Origin of the sequence: Klebsiella sp. HMSC25G12 (assembly GCF_001807705.1) — a bacterium.
Taxonomy (GTDB): domain Bacteria; phylum Pseudomonadota; class Gammaproteobacteria; order Enterobacterales; family Enterobacteriaceae; genus Klebsiella; species Klebsiella variicola.
The window spans coordinates 15,133-27,946 of record NZ_KV789778.1 but is presented as its reverse complement, the minus strand read 5'-3'; the positions used below and the strand labels follow the sequence as shown (position 1 = coordinate 27,946).

Annotated in this window: 12 protein-coding genes and 1 pseudogene; 9 read left to right on the top strand and 4 right to left on the bottom strand. The window is 60.1% G+C overall.

The features are described 5' to 3' along the window. Positions 1 to 181 precede the first annotated feature (181 nt). Positions 182 to 1,192: pseudogene (locus tag HMPREF3096_RS00130) on the top strand (IS110 family transposase). A gap of 306 nt (positions 1,193 to 1,498) precedes the next feature. Here the strand turns inward: HMPREF3096_RS00130 and mmuM are convergent. The 3 genes from mmuM to HMPREF3096_RS30690 all read right to left on the bottom strand — a co-directional run bounded on the left by mmuM (position 1,499) and on the right by HMPREF3096_RS30690 (position 4,038). Continuing rightward, positions 1,499 to 2,431: a homocysteine S-methyltransferase gene (mmuM, locus tag HMPREF3096_RS00125; RefSeq protein WP_008805330.1), complete on the bottom strand. Its 933-nt coding sequence runs from the start codon at positions 2,429 to 2,431 to the stop codon at positions 1,499 to 1,501. After that, positions 2,418 to 3,827, bottom strand: a complete 1,410-nt coding sequence (gene mmuP, locus HMPREF3096_RS00120; RefSeq protein WP_008805329.1) for an S-methylmethionine permease — start codon at positions 3,825 to 3,827, stop codon at positions 2,418 to 2,420. Before mmuP ends, mmuM begins: the two co-directional genes overlap by 14 nt. A gap of 82 nt (positions 3,828 to 3,909) precedes the next feature. Further along, positions 3,910 to 4,038: a hypothetical protein gene (locus tag HMPREF3096_RS30690; RefSeq protein ID WP_162494421.1), complete on the bottom strand. Its 129-nt coding sequence runs from the start codon at positions 4,036 to 4,038 to the stop codon at positions 3,910 to 3,912. Positions 4,039 to 4,100: 62 nt separating this feature from the next. On the opposite strand from HMPREF3096_RS30690, the gene eat reads away from it, so the two are divergent. From eat to eutC, 3 genes are read left to right on the top strand one after another with little or no spacing between them, the layout of a single operon-like run. After that, positions 4,101 to 5,480 (top strand): ethanolamine permease, encoded by a 1,380-nt coding sequence (gene eat / locus HMPREF3096_RS00115; RefSeq protein ID WP_008805328.1) that lies wholly within the window; start codon positions 4,101 to 4,103, stop codon positions 5,478 to 5,480. 9 nt (positions 5,481 to 5,489) lie between these two features. Then, positions 5,490 to 6,878, top strand: coding sequence for an ethanolamine ammonia-lyase subunit EutB (locus HMPREF3096_RS00110; RefSeq protein WP_032729415.1), 1,389 nt, complete (start codon positions 5,490 to 5,492; stop codon positions 6,876 to 6,878). Further along, entirely contained in the window at positions 6,875 to 7,651 is a 777-nt protein-coding gene (gene eutC / locus HMPREF3096_RS00105) for an ethanolamine ammonia-lyase subunit EutC (protein WP_023297110.1), read from the top strand. Before HMPREF3096_RS00110 ends, eutC begins: the two co-directional genes overlap by 4 nt. 439 nt (positions 7,652 to 8,090) lie before the next feature. Here eutC and HMPREF3096_RS30685 read toward each other — a convergent pair whose 3' ends face one another. Beyond that, a complete protein-coding gene (locus tag HMPREF3096_RS30685) occupies positions 8,091 to 8,234 on the bottom strand; it encodes a hypothetical protein (RefSeq protein WP_048293348.1) in 144 nt (47 codons plus the stop codon). Here HMPREF3096_RS30685 and HMPREF3096_RS00100 point away from each other — a divergent pair. From HMPREF3096_RS00100 to HMPREF3096_RS00080, 5 genes are read left to right on the top strand one after another with little or no spacing between them, the layout of a single operon-like run. Further along, the gene (locus tag HMPREF3096_RS00100) at positions 8,227 to 9,333 is read left to right on the top strand and encodes an ABC transporter substrate-binding protein (protein WP_004147267.1); all 1,107 of its coding nucleotides are present in this window, start codon (positions 8,227 to 8,229) and stop codon (positions 9,331 to 9,333) included. The two genes, HMPREF3096_RS30685 and HMPREF3096_RS00100, sit on opposite strands and share 8 nt — an antisense overlap. A 19-nt stretch (positions 9,334 to 9,352) precedes the next feature. Next, a complete protein-coding gene (locus HMPREF3096_RS00095) occupies positions 9,353 to 10,252 on the top strand; it encodes a branched-chain amino acid ABC transporter permease (RefSeq protein WP_002890128.1) in 900 nt (299 codons plus the stop codon). Next, positions 10,252 to 11,301, top strand: coding sequence for a branched-chain amino acid ABC transporter permease (locus tag HMPREF3096_RS00090; protein WP_008805324.1), 1,050 nt, complete (start codon positions 10,252 to 10,254; stop codon positions 11,299 to 11,301). Before HMPREF3096_RS00095 ends, HMPREF3096_RS00090 begins: the two co-directional genes overlap by 1 nt. Next, positions 11,288 to 12,070 (top strand): ABC transporter ATP-binding protein, encoded by a 783-nt coding sequence (locus HMPREF3096_RS00085; protein WP_032729412.1) that lies wholly within the window; start codon positions 11,288 to 11,290, stop codon positions 12,068 to 12,070. The genes HMPREF3096_RS00090 and HMPREF3096_RS00085 overlap by 14 nt, the downstream gene beginning before the upstream one ends. Next, positions 12,063 to 12,758, top strand: a complete 696-nt coding sequence (locus HMPREF3096_RS00080) for an ABC transporter ATP-binding protein (protein ID WP_004204908.1) — start codon at positions 12,063 to 12,065, stop codon at positions 12,756 to 12,758. The genes HMPREF3096_RS00085 and HMPREF3096_RS00080 overlap by 8 nt, the downstream gene beginning before the upstream one ends. Positions 12,759 to 12,814: the final 56 nt, after the last annotated feature.

The following is a 12,814-nucleotide window of genomic DNA, read 5'->3' as shown; positions in this document are numbered from 1 at the left end:
TTAGAACAAAAGCGGGAAAGGATAGTTGGTTTTGAGCGGTTGGTGAGTGGCAGAGGGTTGGCGCCGGGTGGCGGCGACGGATCGCGCAATATGTAGGCCGATGTAATGGACACCTCCCACCTTACGGCATCAATGTGCCAGACTGAGGTGTTAACTTCAGTTCCCAGGGGGAGGTGTCCACATGAATATTAAACGTATTGGCCTCGATCTCGCAAAACAGGTTTTTCAGCTTCATGCGGTTGATCACCAGGAACGTGTTGTGCTTCGCAAAACCCTGCATCGCGCCCGGATGCTCACCTTTTTCACCCGGCTCGAACCCTGTCTTATTGGTATCGAAGCATGCGGCTCCTCGCATTACTGGGCACGCGAGCTGACCCGACTCGGTCACACGGTTCGCATTATTCCGCCTCAGTTCGTTAAGCCTTATCTGAAGGGCAATAAAAATGATGCCAATGATGCCGAAGCGATCTGCGAGGCCGTCAGCCGGCCGGGGATGCGCTATGTTGCCATTAAGTCTGAAGCACAACAGAGCATGCAGGCTGAACACCGGGTTCGTGCCCGCCTGATCCACGACAGAACAGCGCTCAGCAACGAAATACGCGGGATGCTGGGTGAATTTGGCTTTGTACTTCCCGCTGGGTTGTCCGCTCTCCGTAAAGCACTGCCGGAAATATTTTCTCAACAGGAAAAATGGGATAACCGCTTTATCCGTCTGCTGAGTGAGTTAACAGAAGAACTTTAGGCACTTGATGAGCGACTGAATCGTTATGACCGCCGGCTTAAACAACTGGCGCAGGAAGATGAGCGTATCAGACGACTTCAGGAGATCAGCGGGATTGGTCCGGTAACCGCCAGCGCCCTGGTCGCCGCAGTGGGTGATGCAAAACAGTTTAAGAGCGGGCGGGAGATGGCAGCCTGGCTGGGACTGGTGCCCCGGCAACATTCGAGCGGCGGAAAAACAAAAATGGGTCACATCAGCAAAAGGGGCGACAGCTACCTGCGAACGCTGCTGATCCACGGTGCCCGTGCGGTGCTGAATGCGTGTGATCACAAGGAGGACCGGCGAAGCCGGTGGCTTCAGTCGGTGGCAGAAAGACGTAACAGGAATATCGCAACGGTCGCCATGGCGAACAAAAATGCACGTATAGCCTGGTCGGTACTGAGCCGGGGGGAAGAGTATCGTGTGATGTGATACAGACCTGACTGAATGTCAGAGAAGCGTCATCCTGTCGTGAGATTGCGGAGTCATTAAGCAGTGATGTGTAACAGGTAAGACCGACACCTGAAAACTCCGGTTTACCCGAAGGCTCCCTGCGAAGCAAAGCCGTTAGGCCGAATGGAACCAGGTGTGCAGATAACATCATGGCCGGGTACGACGGTACCGAAAGAGAGGCCGGATATACGAAAGCATCTTACTCCCGTTACACAAAATGCAGAATGGCTTGCATAACGGGAGGTGTCCATATACGGGTAAGCGCAGCGCCACCCGGCAAAAAACTCAGCGCTTCGCGTTAAGCGCGGCGATGTCCTTCGGCGTGGTGCGGCAGCAGCCGCCAATCAGCTTCGCCCCGGCCGCCAGCCACTGCGGCAGATAATCCGCCAGGGTGGCGCAGGCTTCGCCATGATGGTGCCAGGTCTTGCTCACCGCATCATAATGTTCGCCGGAGTTAGGATAGACCACCAGCGGCAGGGCCGTCAGGCTGTGCAGATGCGCCAGCGCCGCGGGCGTATTTTCCAGGGCGATACAGTTGATGCCCACCGCCACCACCTGCGGGTTATCCGCCAGGGCAGCCATCACCTCGCGTAGCGGCGTCCCATCGCTGAGATGTTCGGCGTCGCGCAGCGTGAAAGAGTACCAGGCGCGGGCGCGGGGATAGTCCTGCAGCAGGGCCGTCAGCGCCTGGATCTCAGCAAATGACGGCAGGGTTTCACAGGCCAGCAGGTCGGCGCCCGCATCCAGAAGGGCTTCGACGCGCGGGCGGTGGAAATCCTGGAACTCTGCCGCGCTGCGCTGATAATCGCCGCGATACTCCGAGCCGTCGGCGAGAAACGCGCCATACGGCCCTACCGAACCGGCCACCAGCAGCGTGCCGGCCTGCGGGTTCTCGGCGAGGTACGCCTCGCGCGCTTTGCGCGCCAGTTCGACGCTTTTGCCGATCAGCGCCCGGGACTGCGCATCATCCAGCCCGCGCGCGGCAAAGCCCGCCGGGGTGGCCTGATAGCTGGCGGTGATCGCCACCTGCGCCCCGGCGCGAAAGTAGTCGAGATGCACATCGCGGATCAGCTGCGGGTTCTCCAGCAGCACTTTCGCCGACCACAGGCTGTCGGCCAGATCGCAGCCGCGGGCCTCCAGCTCGGTGGCCATGGCGCCGTCCAGCAGGACATAAGGCTGGGCGGCAAGCAGAGCAGTGAACGGGTTAGTCTGCGACATGTTGGGACTCCTGAGTCATATTCCGTGAACGAGTGAGATACCAGGCACCATAGCACAGGGCCACAAAGGGGATCCCGCACCACAGCGCAATTCTCTGGCTCGGGTCAAAGGCGAGGCCCACGCAGGCCACCAGGCACAGCACAAACCCCAGAACGGGCACCACCGGATACCAGGGAGCGCGATACTGCAGATCGCTCAGCGCCTTACCCTGCTGCAGATGGCGGCGGCGGAACATAAAGTGCGAGGCGCAGATGCTCAACCACACCGCCACTACCGCAAAACCGGAGATCGCCGACAGCGCCACAAACACCGTATCGGGCGCCACCACGCTGGAGAACAGCGCCAGCACGCCGCCCAGCATACTCACCGACAGCGCGGTCACCGGCACGCCCCGTTTATTGACTTTGGCAAAGCAGGCCGGCAGCGTCTTCTCGTTCGACAGCGACCACAGCATCCGCCCGGAAGCGTAGAGGCCGGAGTTAGCCGCCGAGAGGATCGCCGTCAGGATCACAAAGTTGAAAATATCCGCCGCGTAAGGGATGCCCACCTTTTCAAACACCAGCACGAAGGGGCTTTTCTCCACCCCCGCCTGCTGCATTGGGATCAGCGCCGCCAGCACGAACACGGTGCCGATAAAGAAAATAATCAGCCGGGCAATGGTGGTGCGGATGGCGACCGGAATAACCTTATGCGGGTTTTCCGTCTCTCCGGCGGCAATGCCGATAAGCTCCGTCCCGGAGAAGGCGAAGTTCACCGCCACCATGGTCATCAGGATCGGCAGGCCGCCGTGCGGGAACCAGCCTTCGGCGGTGATATTGTGCAGGCCCGGCGCCGGCGAGCCATCCTGCATCGGAATGATGCCGAAAATGGCCGCGCCGCCGAGAATAATAAACGCGATGATGGTGATCACTTTCACCAGCGAGAACCAGAACTCGCCTTCCGCGAAGAAACGCGTCGAAATGATATTAAGGCCGAAGATCACCGCGCAGAACACCACGCACCAGATCCAGACCGGCACCTGCGGGAACCAGTACTGCATGCAGAAACCCGCCGCGGTGAAACTCGACCCCAGCGCCACCGTCCACGTTAGCCAGTAGAGCCACGCCACGGTATAGCCCGTCGCCGGGCCAAGATAGCGCGCCGCGTAAACGTGGAAGGCGCCGGTCTCCGGCATCGCCACCGACAATTCACCGAGGCACTGCATCACCAGCCAGACCACCAGGGCGCCAATCAGATACGCCAGCAGCGTCCCGGCCGCGCCGGTGGTGGAGATGATATAGCCGGTATTAAAAAATAAGCCGGTGCCAATCACGCCGCCGAGCGACAGCATGATCAGATGGCGCGTTTTCATGGTGCGCTTCAGTTGCCCACCTTGTTGTTGTGTTGTGCTTTGCATTTTATTTTCTCACGCCAGCCCGCTTGCCCGGGTCATGATGCGTATAAACGTATAGACATCTAAACATCCAAAAGAAGAAGTGTTATACCGTGCCGCCGCGGAAAAAGCAAAGCCGCTGCACCAGGGCACGCGCCGACAGCGTGCAGCCTGCCCCATTTTTGCGCAGCGCCAGCGGGCGCGCCACGCGCTGACGCCTCATCGCGACAGACAACGTTCTGGCACTCTCTTTGCAGCCTGTCGTTCAGAACCTTTCTATCTGGCGAGGCAACACGTATGACAGAGCAAACCACCACCTTAAAAAGAACGCTCGGCAGTTTTCGTTTATGGGGGATCGCCGTCGGACTGGTGATATCCGGGGAGTACTTCGGCTGGAGCTACGGCTGGTCACAGGCGGGCACGATGGGATTTATGGTCGTCGCCCTGGCGGTCGCCGCGATGTACTGCGCCTTTATTTTCAGCTTTACCGAGCTGACCACCGCCATCCCGCACGCTGGCGGCCCTTTCGCCTATGCCTACCGCGCCTTCGGGCCCACCGGCGGTTTTATCGCCGGTTTTGCCACCCTGATTGAATTCGTCTTCGCCCCGCCGGCCATCGCCATGGCCATCGGCGCCTACCTCAACGTGCAGTTTCCGGCGCTGGATCCGAAATGGGTCGCCTGCGGCGCTTACGTGATCTTTATGACGCTCAATATTCTCGGCGTCGGCATTGCCGCCACCTTCGAGCTGATCGTCACCCTGCTGGCCATCTTCGAGCTGCTGGTGTTCATGGGCGTGGTCGCGCCCGGCTTCTCCTGGAGCCACTTCACCACTAACGGCTGGGCGGGCGCGGAAAGCTTCAGCGGCCTGGCGCTGCCGGGGATGTTCGCCGCCATTCCGTTCGCCATCTGGTTCTTTCTCGCCATTGAGGGGGCCTCCATGGCGGCCGAAGAGGCCAAAGATCCGCAGCGCACCATTCCGCGCGCCCTGGGCGGCGGCATTCTGACGCTGACGGTGCTGGCGATCGGCGTGATGGTCTTCGCCGGCGGCGTCGGCGACTGGCGCGCGCTGTCCAATATTAACGATCCGCTGCCCCAGGCGATGAAGACGGTGGTGGGCAATGGCAGCGGCTGGCTGCATATGCTGGTGTGGCTGGGGCTGTTTGGCCTCGTCGCCTCCTTCCACGGCATCATTATGGGCTATTCGCGGCAGATCTACTCCCTCGCCCGCGCCGGCTATCTGCCCGCCGGGCTGGCGACCCTCAACCGCCGCACCCGCACCCCGCATCTGGCGATCCTCGCCGGCGGGGTGGTCGGTATCGCCGCGATCTTCTCCGACTCGCTGATCACCATCAGCGGCATGCCGCTGACCGCCTGTATCGTCACTATGTCGGTATTTGGGGCTATTGTTATGTATATCACTTCCATGGCGGCGCTGTTCAAACTGCGCCGTAGCGAGCCGAAGCTGATCCGCCCATTCCGCGCCCCGCTCTACCCGCTGGCGCCGGCCTTTGCCCTCGGCATGGCGGTGCTCTGCCTGGTGGCGATGGTCTGGTATAACCTGCTGCTGGCGCTGATTTTCGCGGCGATGATGCTCGGCGGCTACCTGTGGTTCCGCAAAACCGCAGCGGCCCGTGAACGGGCGCCAGTGGATCCTCAACTGCGCACGGTCTCCTGAGGAGGCGGCATGTATAAAACCACGCTATCGGGCCAGGTATGGCGCTTTGATAGTCTGAAAACGTTGATGGCGAAAGCGTCGCCAGCCCGCTCCGGCGACGCCCTCGCAGGGGTTATCGCCACCTCAGCCGAAGAGCGGATGGCGGCGAAAATGGCCCTCGCCGAGGTGCCGCTGACCGACATTCTCGACAACCCGCTTATCCCTTACGAGCAGGACGAAGTGACTCGCCTGATCCTCGACACCCATGATGCGCAGGGCTTTGCCGACCTGCGCCATCTGACGGTCGGCGATTTTCGCGACTGGCTGCTGGATGATGCTACCGATACCGCCACGCTGCAGCGGGTCGCCCGCGCCATCACCCCGGAGATGGCGGCGGCGGTCAGTAAGCTGATGCGCAATCAGGATCTGATCCTTGCCGCCAGCAAATGCCAGGTGGTGACGTGCTTTCGCAACACCATCGGCCTGCCCGGCCACCTCAGCGTACGCCTGCAGCCCAACCATCCTACCGACGACCTGAAAGGCATCGCCGCCAGTATGCTCGACGGGCTGCTGTACGGCGCCGGGGACGCGGTGATCGGCATCAACCCGGCCAGCGACAGCTTACCGGTGCTGGCGCAGCTGAACGTCATGCTGGACGATATTATTCAGCGCTTCGCCATTCCCACCCAGTCCTGCATTCTGACCCATGTCACCAATACGCTGCAGCTGATTGAGCGCGGCGCGCCGGTGGATCTGGTGTTTCAGTCGGTGGCGGGAACCGAAGCGGCCAACAGCGGCTTCGGCATCAATCTTGCCATGCTGCAGGAGGCCCGCGAGGCGGCCCTCAGCCTCAGGCGCGGTACCCTCGGCAACAATGTGATGTATTTTGAGACCGGCCAGGGAAGCTGCCTGTCGGCCAACGCCCACCACGGCGTCGATCAACAGACCTGTGAGGCGCGGGCCTACGCCGTCGCCCGTCACTTTGAACCGCTACTGGTCAATACCGTGGTCGGCTTTATCGGTCCGGAGTATCTCTACGACGGCAAGCAGATTATTCGCGCCGGGCTGGAGGATCATTTCTGCGGCAAGCTGATGGGCCTGCCGATCGGCTGCGACGTCTGCTATACCAACCACGCGGAAGCGGATCAGGATGATATGGACACCCTGCTGACCCTGCTGTGCACCGCCGGGCTCACCTTCCTGATCGGTGTGCCCGGAGCGGACGATATCATGCTCAATTACCAGAGCACCTCGTTCCATGACGCGCTGTACGCCCGTCGCCTGCTGGGCTTAAAACATGCCCCGGAGTTCGCCGACTGGCTGGCGAAGATGCAGATTATCGATCCGCACGGCACGCTGCGGCTCACCGACGCCCGCCATCCGCTGCTGTCCGTCCTTCCGCAAGGAGCCTCCGTATGAATCGTCCCGATGCCTGGAACCCGCTGCGTGAATTTACCGATGCGCGGATCGCCCTGGGCCGCAGCGGCGCCAGCCTGCCGACCCGCGAAGTCCTCAACTTTGGTCTGGCCCACGCCAGAGCGCGGGATGCCATTCATCAGCCGTTCGCCAGCCAGCAGCTGGTGGCGCCGCTGGCGGCGCTCGGCCTCGACGCCCTGACGGTGCGCAGCGCCGCGCCGGACCGTCACACCTATCTTCGGCGTCCGGATCTCGGGCGGCAGCTCGCCGACGAAAGCCGCGCCGACCTCGCCGCCAGCGGCGTCCGCCCCGCCGATCTGCTGCTGGTGATCGGCGATGGCCTCTCTTCCTGGGCGGTAGAGCGCCAGGCGGTGCCATTGATCCGCGCCCTGCTGCCCTATCTGCAAACGCTGGGTATCGGCCTGGCGCCGGTAGTGCTGGCGCATCAGTCGCGGGTGGCGCTGGGGGATGATATTGGCGAAACCCTGAAAGCCCGCGCGGTGGCGATCCTGATTGGCGAACGACCGGGTCTCTCCTCGCCGGACAGCCTCGGCGTCTACCTCACCTGGCAGCCCCATCGTCAGCGTCTGGAATCTGAGCGCAACTGTATCTCCAATATTCGTCCGGAGGGATTAAGCCATGACGCCGCCGCCTTTAAACTGGCCTGGCTGCTGGAGCAGGCTTTTTTACGCCGCGTCACCGGCGTGCAGTTAAAAGATGAAAGTGATAATCCGGCGCTGCATGGAAAAATAAAACCGTTGACCCCTTTAAAATAATAAGTCACACCAGCAGCAGAATAAATTTTAATACTACCGGCGCACCTGAATATTATATTCGGGTGCGCGCTGAAATTGCCCGACGGCGCTTCGCTTGCGCGGGCCTGCGCAAACCGTTCAACCGGTTTATATGGTGGATTTTTCAGGCCGGGTAAGGCGCCAGTCGCCACCCGGCAAAATGCGTTCACCGTACCAAAAACCGTGTTGTCATCAGCCTTATGCCTCTCCCAGCAGGTAATAAGAATATTGCATGAGTAAAAACGAAACGGACGTTGTAAGGTAAATCAGCGCATTAAAAATACCCGTCATACTTCAAGTTGCATGTGCGTTGGCTGCGTTCTCTCCCCCCAGTCACTGACTTCTGTAAGCGCCTGGGGACTCGCTCACTTGCCGCCTTCATGCGACTCGAATTATTTAGGGTATATATCTCGTTATCTATTCAACATAACAGCCAATAATTCGTCGGACACGCTGGCGAATTATTCCTCAATGTTATGCAGTCATTGATGGTTAAAGATAAATAATCGACCGACGGAGAAATACCAATGAAATCGTTTTCCGGGAAAGCGGCTTTAATGGCCACGCTGGTTGCCGCGCTGGTCGGCGCCAGCAGCGCGCAGGCAGCGGAAATTAAAATCGGGGTGGTATTACCCCTGAGCGGCGCCCTCAGCGGCTATGGCCAGCCGTCGCAGAAAGGGCTGGACATTATTCAGGCCATCACCCCGACCTTAAAAAATGGCGATACCATCAAGCTTATCGTTATCGATGATAAAAGCGACAAAGTCGAAGCGGCTAACGCCATGCAGCGCCTGGTCTCCAGCGATAAAGTGGATGCCGTGATCGGGGAAGTCACCTCCTCCAACACCCTGGCGATGACCAAGATCGCCGACGACAGCAAAACGCCGCTGGTCTCCTCCACCGCCACCAACGACCGCGTCACCCGTAACCATCCGTACGTCAGCCGGGTCTGTTTCTCGGACAGCTTCCAGGGGGTGGTCGGGGCCAATCTGGCCTCCCGCGATCTGAAAGCCAAAACCGCCGCCATCGTGTTTGACAGCAGCAACGACTACTCCGTCGGCCTGGCGAAAGCGTTCCGCACCCAGTTCCTGAAAAACGGCGGCACCATTCCCATCGAGGTACAGGCCCCGGGCGGCAGCAAGGACTTTAAAGCCCAGCTGGCGAGCGTCAAGGCGAAGAATGTCGACATGATTTACATGCCGATCTACTACACCGAAGGGGCGCTGATTGCCGTGCAGTCTAAACAACTGGGGCTCAACAAACCGGTGGTGGGCGGCGACGGTCTGGCCGCGGATCAGGTCTTCTTCGATGTCGGTAAAGACGCGGTCAACGGCTATATGACCACCGATTATTACTCGCCGAACGCCAAAGAGCAGACCCCGGCCGGGGAAACCTTCATCAAAGCCTGGGAAGCCAAATACCAGCAGCCGACCCATACCTGGGGCGCAATGGCGGCGGACGCCTATAACGTCATCGTCAACGCCATGAACCAGTGCAGCGATCCCCACGATCGGGTCTGCGTGAATGAAAAAATCCGCGCCACCAAAGATTTCCAGGGCGTGACCGGCACGCTGACGTTACAGAACGGCGATGCCATTCGCAGCGCGGTCATCAACGAAGTGAAAGATGGCAAGCTGGCGTTTCGTACCGTGGTTAACCCTTAAGTTGTGACGAGGCTACAAAATGGACGGCGCCATTTTTCTCCAGCAAGTGGTCAATGGAATGAGTCTTGGGGGCATGTACGCCCTGATTGCCATCGGTTATACGATGGTTTATGGCGTGCTACGGCTGATCAACTTCGCCCATGCGGACGTGATGATGGTCGGCGCGTTTAGTACGCTGTTTTTATTTTCTTCAGTTGGGCTACCCTTCGGGGTAGCCGTTTTCCTGACCCTCGGGCTGTGCGGCCTGTTTGGTATGCTGATTGACCGGGTCGCCTATCGTCCGCTGCGTCAGGCCTCGAAAATCTCCATGCTGATCACCGCCATCGGCGTCAGCTTCTTCCTCGAAAACCTGTTTAACGTGCTGTTCGGCGGCAGCTCACGCTTCTTCTCCGCCCCTGACTTTTTCAACCAGACCCGCGCCTTCGGCAGCGTCATCATTACCAACGTGGCGTGGATTGTGCCGCTGATCACCGTCCTGCTGCTGCTGGCGATCCTCTGGCTGCTGTACCGCACCCGTTATGGGATGGCGATCCGCGCGGTGGCCTTTGACGTCAACACCGTGCGCCTGATGGGCATTGACGCCAACCGGATCATCTCCCTGGTCTTCGCCCTCGGCAGTAGTCTCGCGGCGCTCGGCGGCGTGTTCTACTCCATCAGCTACCCCACTATCGATCCCCTGATGGGCGTGCTTATCGGCCTGAAGGCCTTCGCCGCCGCCGTGCTGGGCGGGATCGGCAGCGTCACCGGCGCGGTGCTGGGCGGCTTTATCCTCGGTTTTACCGAAGTGGTCGCCGTGGCGATCTTCCCCGAACTGGGCGGCTATAAAGATGCTTTCGCCTTCCTGTTCTTGATTCTGGTCCTCTTGTTCCGCCCGGTCGGCATTATGGGCGACGAACGTCTGGAAAGGAGCCGTTTCTGATGCTCAACGCGACGACGACCGCCGGGGCGCAGCTGCGCAACCTGGCCATTATTGTCATCTGTATCGCGCTGCTGGCCGGAATCAACGTGGTTTTCAATGACTACATTGTTCGTGTCATCAGCACCATTTTTATCTTTATGATCCTTGCGGTCAGCTACAACCTGATCAACGGCGTGACCGGCCAGCTGTCGCTGGAGCCGAACGGCTTCGTGGCGGTGGGCGCCTACGTCACCGCCCTGCTGATCCTCTCCAGCGACAGCAAGGTAGACATGTTTGAAATGGCCGCCCCCAGCCCGTGGATCCTCAGCCTGCACGCAGGCTTCCTCCCTGCCCTGCTGATAAGCGGCCTGTGCGCGGCGGCGCTGGCGGTGTGCCTCGCCGTGCCGGTCTTCCGGGTGCGTGGCGACTACCTGGCCATTGTCACCCTCGGCTTTGGGTTTATCATCAAGATCCTCGCTATTAACAATCCGCAAATCACCAACGGCGCCATCGGGCTGAACGATATTCCGCAGCAGCCGCATCTCCTGTTCTGGTGCGGGCTGTTCGCCCTGCTGGCCACCGGCATGATCCTTCAGCTGGTGTGGTCGAAGTATGGCCGGATGATGAAAGCCATTCGCGACGATGAAGATGCGGCGATCGCCATGGGGGTCAACACCTTCCGCATCAAAACCTGCGCCTTCGCCACCAGCGCCTTCTTCGAAGGGATCGGCGGTGGTCTGCTGGCTTCGCTGCTGACCACCATTTCCCCGGGGCTGTTCGACTTTATGCTCACCTTCCAGCTGCTGATTATTATCGTCCTCGGCGGACTCGGCAGCACCACCGGCGCCCTGCTCGGCACCGTACTGGTGGTCGGCAGCGGCGAATGGCTGCGCTTCCTCGACCAGCCGCTGCAGTTTTTCGGCCACGATCTTGGCGCCTATCCGGGCCTGCGAATGGTGGTCTTCTCCCTGCTATTGCTGATCATCATGCTTTTCGCCCGCGAAGGGCTGTTGGGGAAAAAAGAGATTTGGCAGATGGGAAGAAGGAACAGCAGCTATGGCGGAAAATAACGTTATCCTGCAGGTGCAGGACGTCACCATGCAGTTTGGCGGCCTGCGGGCCATCGACAACGTCAGCTTCCATGTTGATGAAGCGGAGATCTTTGGCCTTATCGGCCCTAACGGCGCGGGCAAAACCACTTTGTTTAACGTCATCACCGCCAACTATAAACCCACCAGCGGCAACGTCACCCTGGCGGGTACTTCGCTGAAGGGGCTGAAGCCCAACCAGGTGGTGAACGCCGGGATCGCCCGTACCTTCCAGAATATCCGTCTGTTTAACTCCATGACGGTGCTGGAGAACGTGATGGTCGGACTCGACCGCGCCAGCCGCTACTCGCTGCTGGAGGCAGCTCTGCATATTGGCCGCTACTTTCCGGCCGAGCGGGCGGCGAAGGCCAAAGCAATGGCTATCCTGGAGGACATCGGCATCGCCCATTTCTCCCATATGCAAGCCACAAACCTGAGCTATGGCAACCAGCGCAAAGTGGAGATCGCCCGCGCGCTGGCCACCGGGCCGAAGCTGCTGCTGCTCGATGAGCCGGCCGCCGGGATGAACCCGAAGGAGACCGAGGACCTGGCGGAGCTTATCTTCCGCATGCGACATGACTATCAGCTCAGCGTCCTGCTGATTGAGCACGATATGCCCTTCGTCAACCGCCTGTGCGAGCGGGTGATGGTGCTGGAGTATGGTAAGCCGCTGTTCAGCGGCCTGATGGCCGAGGCGATCCAGCATCCTGACGTCATTTCCGCTTATCTGGGAGAAGCCAATTATGCTTAACGCCCGGGAACTGAAGGTCTTTTACGGCGTGATCCAGGGGCTGAAAGGTGTTGATATCGACGTCTATGACCGGGAGATCGTCACCCTGATCGGCAGCAATGGCGCCGGTAAAACCTCCACCCTCAACGGGATCGTCAACCTGGTGCGCTCCAGCGGGCGCGTCAGCTTCCTCAACGACGATATCTCACGCAGCCAGACCCACCAGATTGTACGCCGCGGGCTGGCGCTGGTGCCGGAGGGACGTCGGGTCTTTACCAACCTGACTATCGAAGAGAACCTGCGCATGGGCGCTTACAATAATCTCGCCGGCTACACCCGCCTGCGCGATCGCATGTACGCCCTCTTTCCTCGGCTCAAGGAACGGCGCCATCAGATGGCGGGCACCATGAGCGGCGGCGAGCAGCAGATGCTGGCCATCGCCCGGGCGCTGATGAGCGAGCCGGTGTTATTGATGCTGGATGAACCGAGCCTCGGGCTGGCGCCGAAAATTGTCGGCGAGCTGTTCGGCATCATTAAGCAACTGCGCGAAGAGAATATGACGGTGCTGCTGGTGGAGCAGAATGCGACGGCCGCGCTGGCTATCGCCGATCGGGCGTATGTCCTGGAGAATGGCCGGATCACCTTGTCAGGCGCGGCGCGGGAGATGCTGACTAACCCGGAAATTAAGCGGATGTATCTGGGGGGATAAGCGTGGTCAAAACTGCCTGGGCTGCGGCGGCGCATCCTGTGTTGCCGCAACCTCAG

What these genes read in the sequence shown, in the direction of transcription:
- HMPREF3096_RS00095 (WP_002890128.1), top strand. Translation starts at nt 9,353, where the DNA reads ATGGACGGCGCCATTTTTCTCCAGCAAGTGGTCAATGGAATGAGTCTT.
- HMPREF3096_RS00110 (WP_032729415.1), top strand. Translation starts at nt 5,490, where the DNA reads ATGTATAAAACCACGCTATCGGGCCAGGTATGGCGCTTTGATAGTCTG.
- eutC (WP_023297110.1), top strand. Translation starts at nt 6,875, where the DNA reads ATGAATCGTCCCGATGCCTGGAACCCGCTGCGTGAATTTACCGATGCG.
- HMPREF3096_RS00080 (WP_004204908.1), top strand. Translation starts at nt 12,063, where the DNA reads ATGCTTAACGCCCGGGAACTGAAGGTCTTTTACGGCGTGATCCAGGGG.
- eat (WP_008805328.1), top strand. Translation starts at nt 4,101, where the DNA reads ATGACAGAGCAAACCACCACCTTAAAAAGAACGCTCGGCAGTTTTCGT.
- HMPREF3096_RS00085 (WP_032729412.1), top strand. Translation starts at nt 11,288, where the DNA reads ATGGCGGAAAATAACGTTATCCTGCAGGTGCAGGACGTCACCATGCAG.
- mmuM (WP_008805330.1), bottom strand. Translation starts at nt 2,431, where the DNA reads ATGTCGCAGACTAACCCGTTCACTGCTCTGCTTGCCGCCCAGCCTTAT.
- HMPREF3096_RS00100 (WP_004147267.1), top strand. Translation starts at nt 8,227, where the DNA reads ATGGCCACGCTGGTTGCCGCGCTGGTCGGCGCCAGCAGCGCGCAGGCA.
- HMPREF3096_RS00090 (WP_008805324.1), top strand. Translation starts at nt 10,252, where the DNA reads ATGCTCAACGCGACGACGACCGCCGGGGCGCAGCTGCGCAACCTGGCC.
- mmuP (WP_008805329.1), bottom strand. Translation starts at nt 3,827, where the DNA reads ATGCAAAGCACAACACAACAACAAGGTGGGCAACTGAAGCGCACCATG.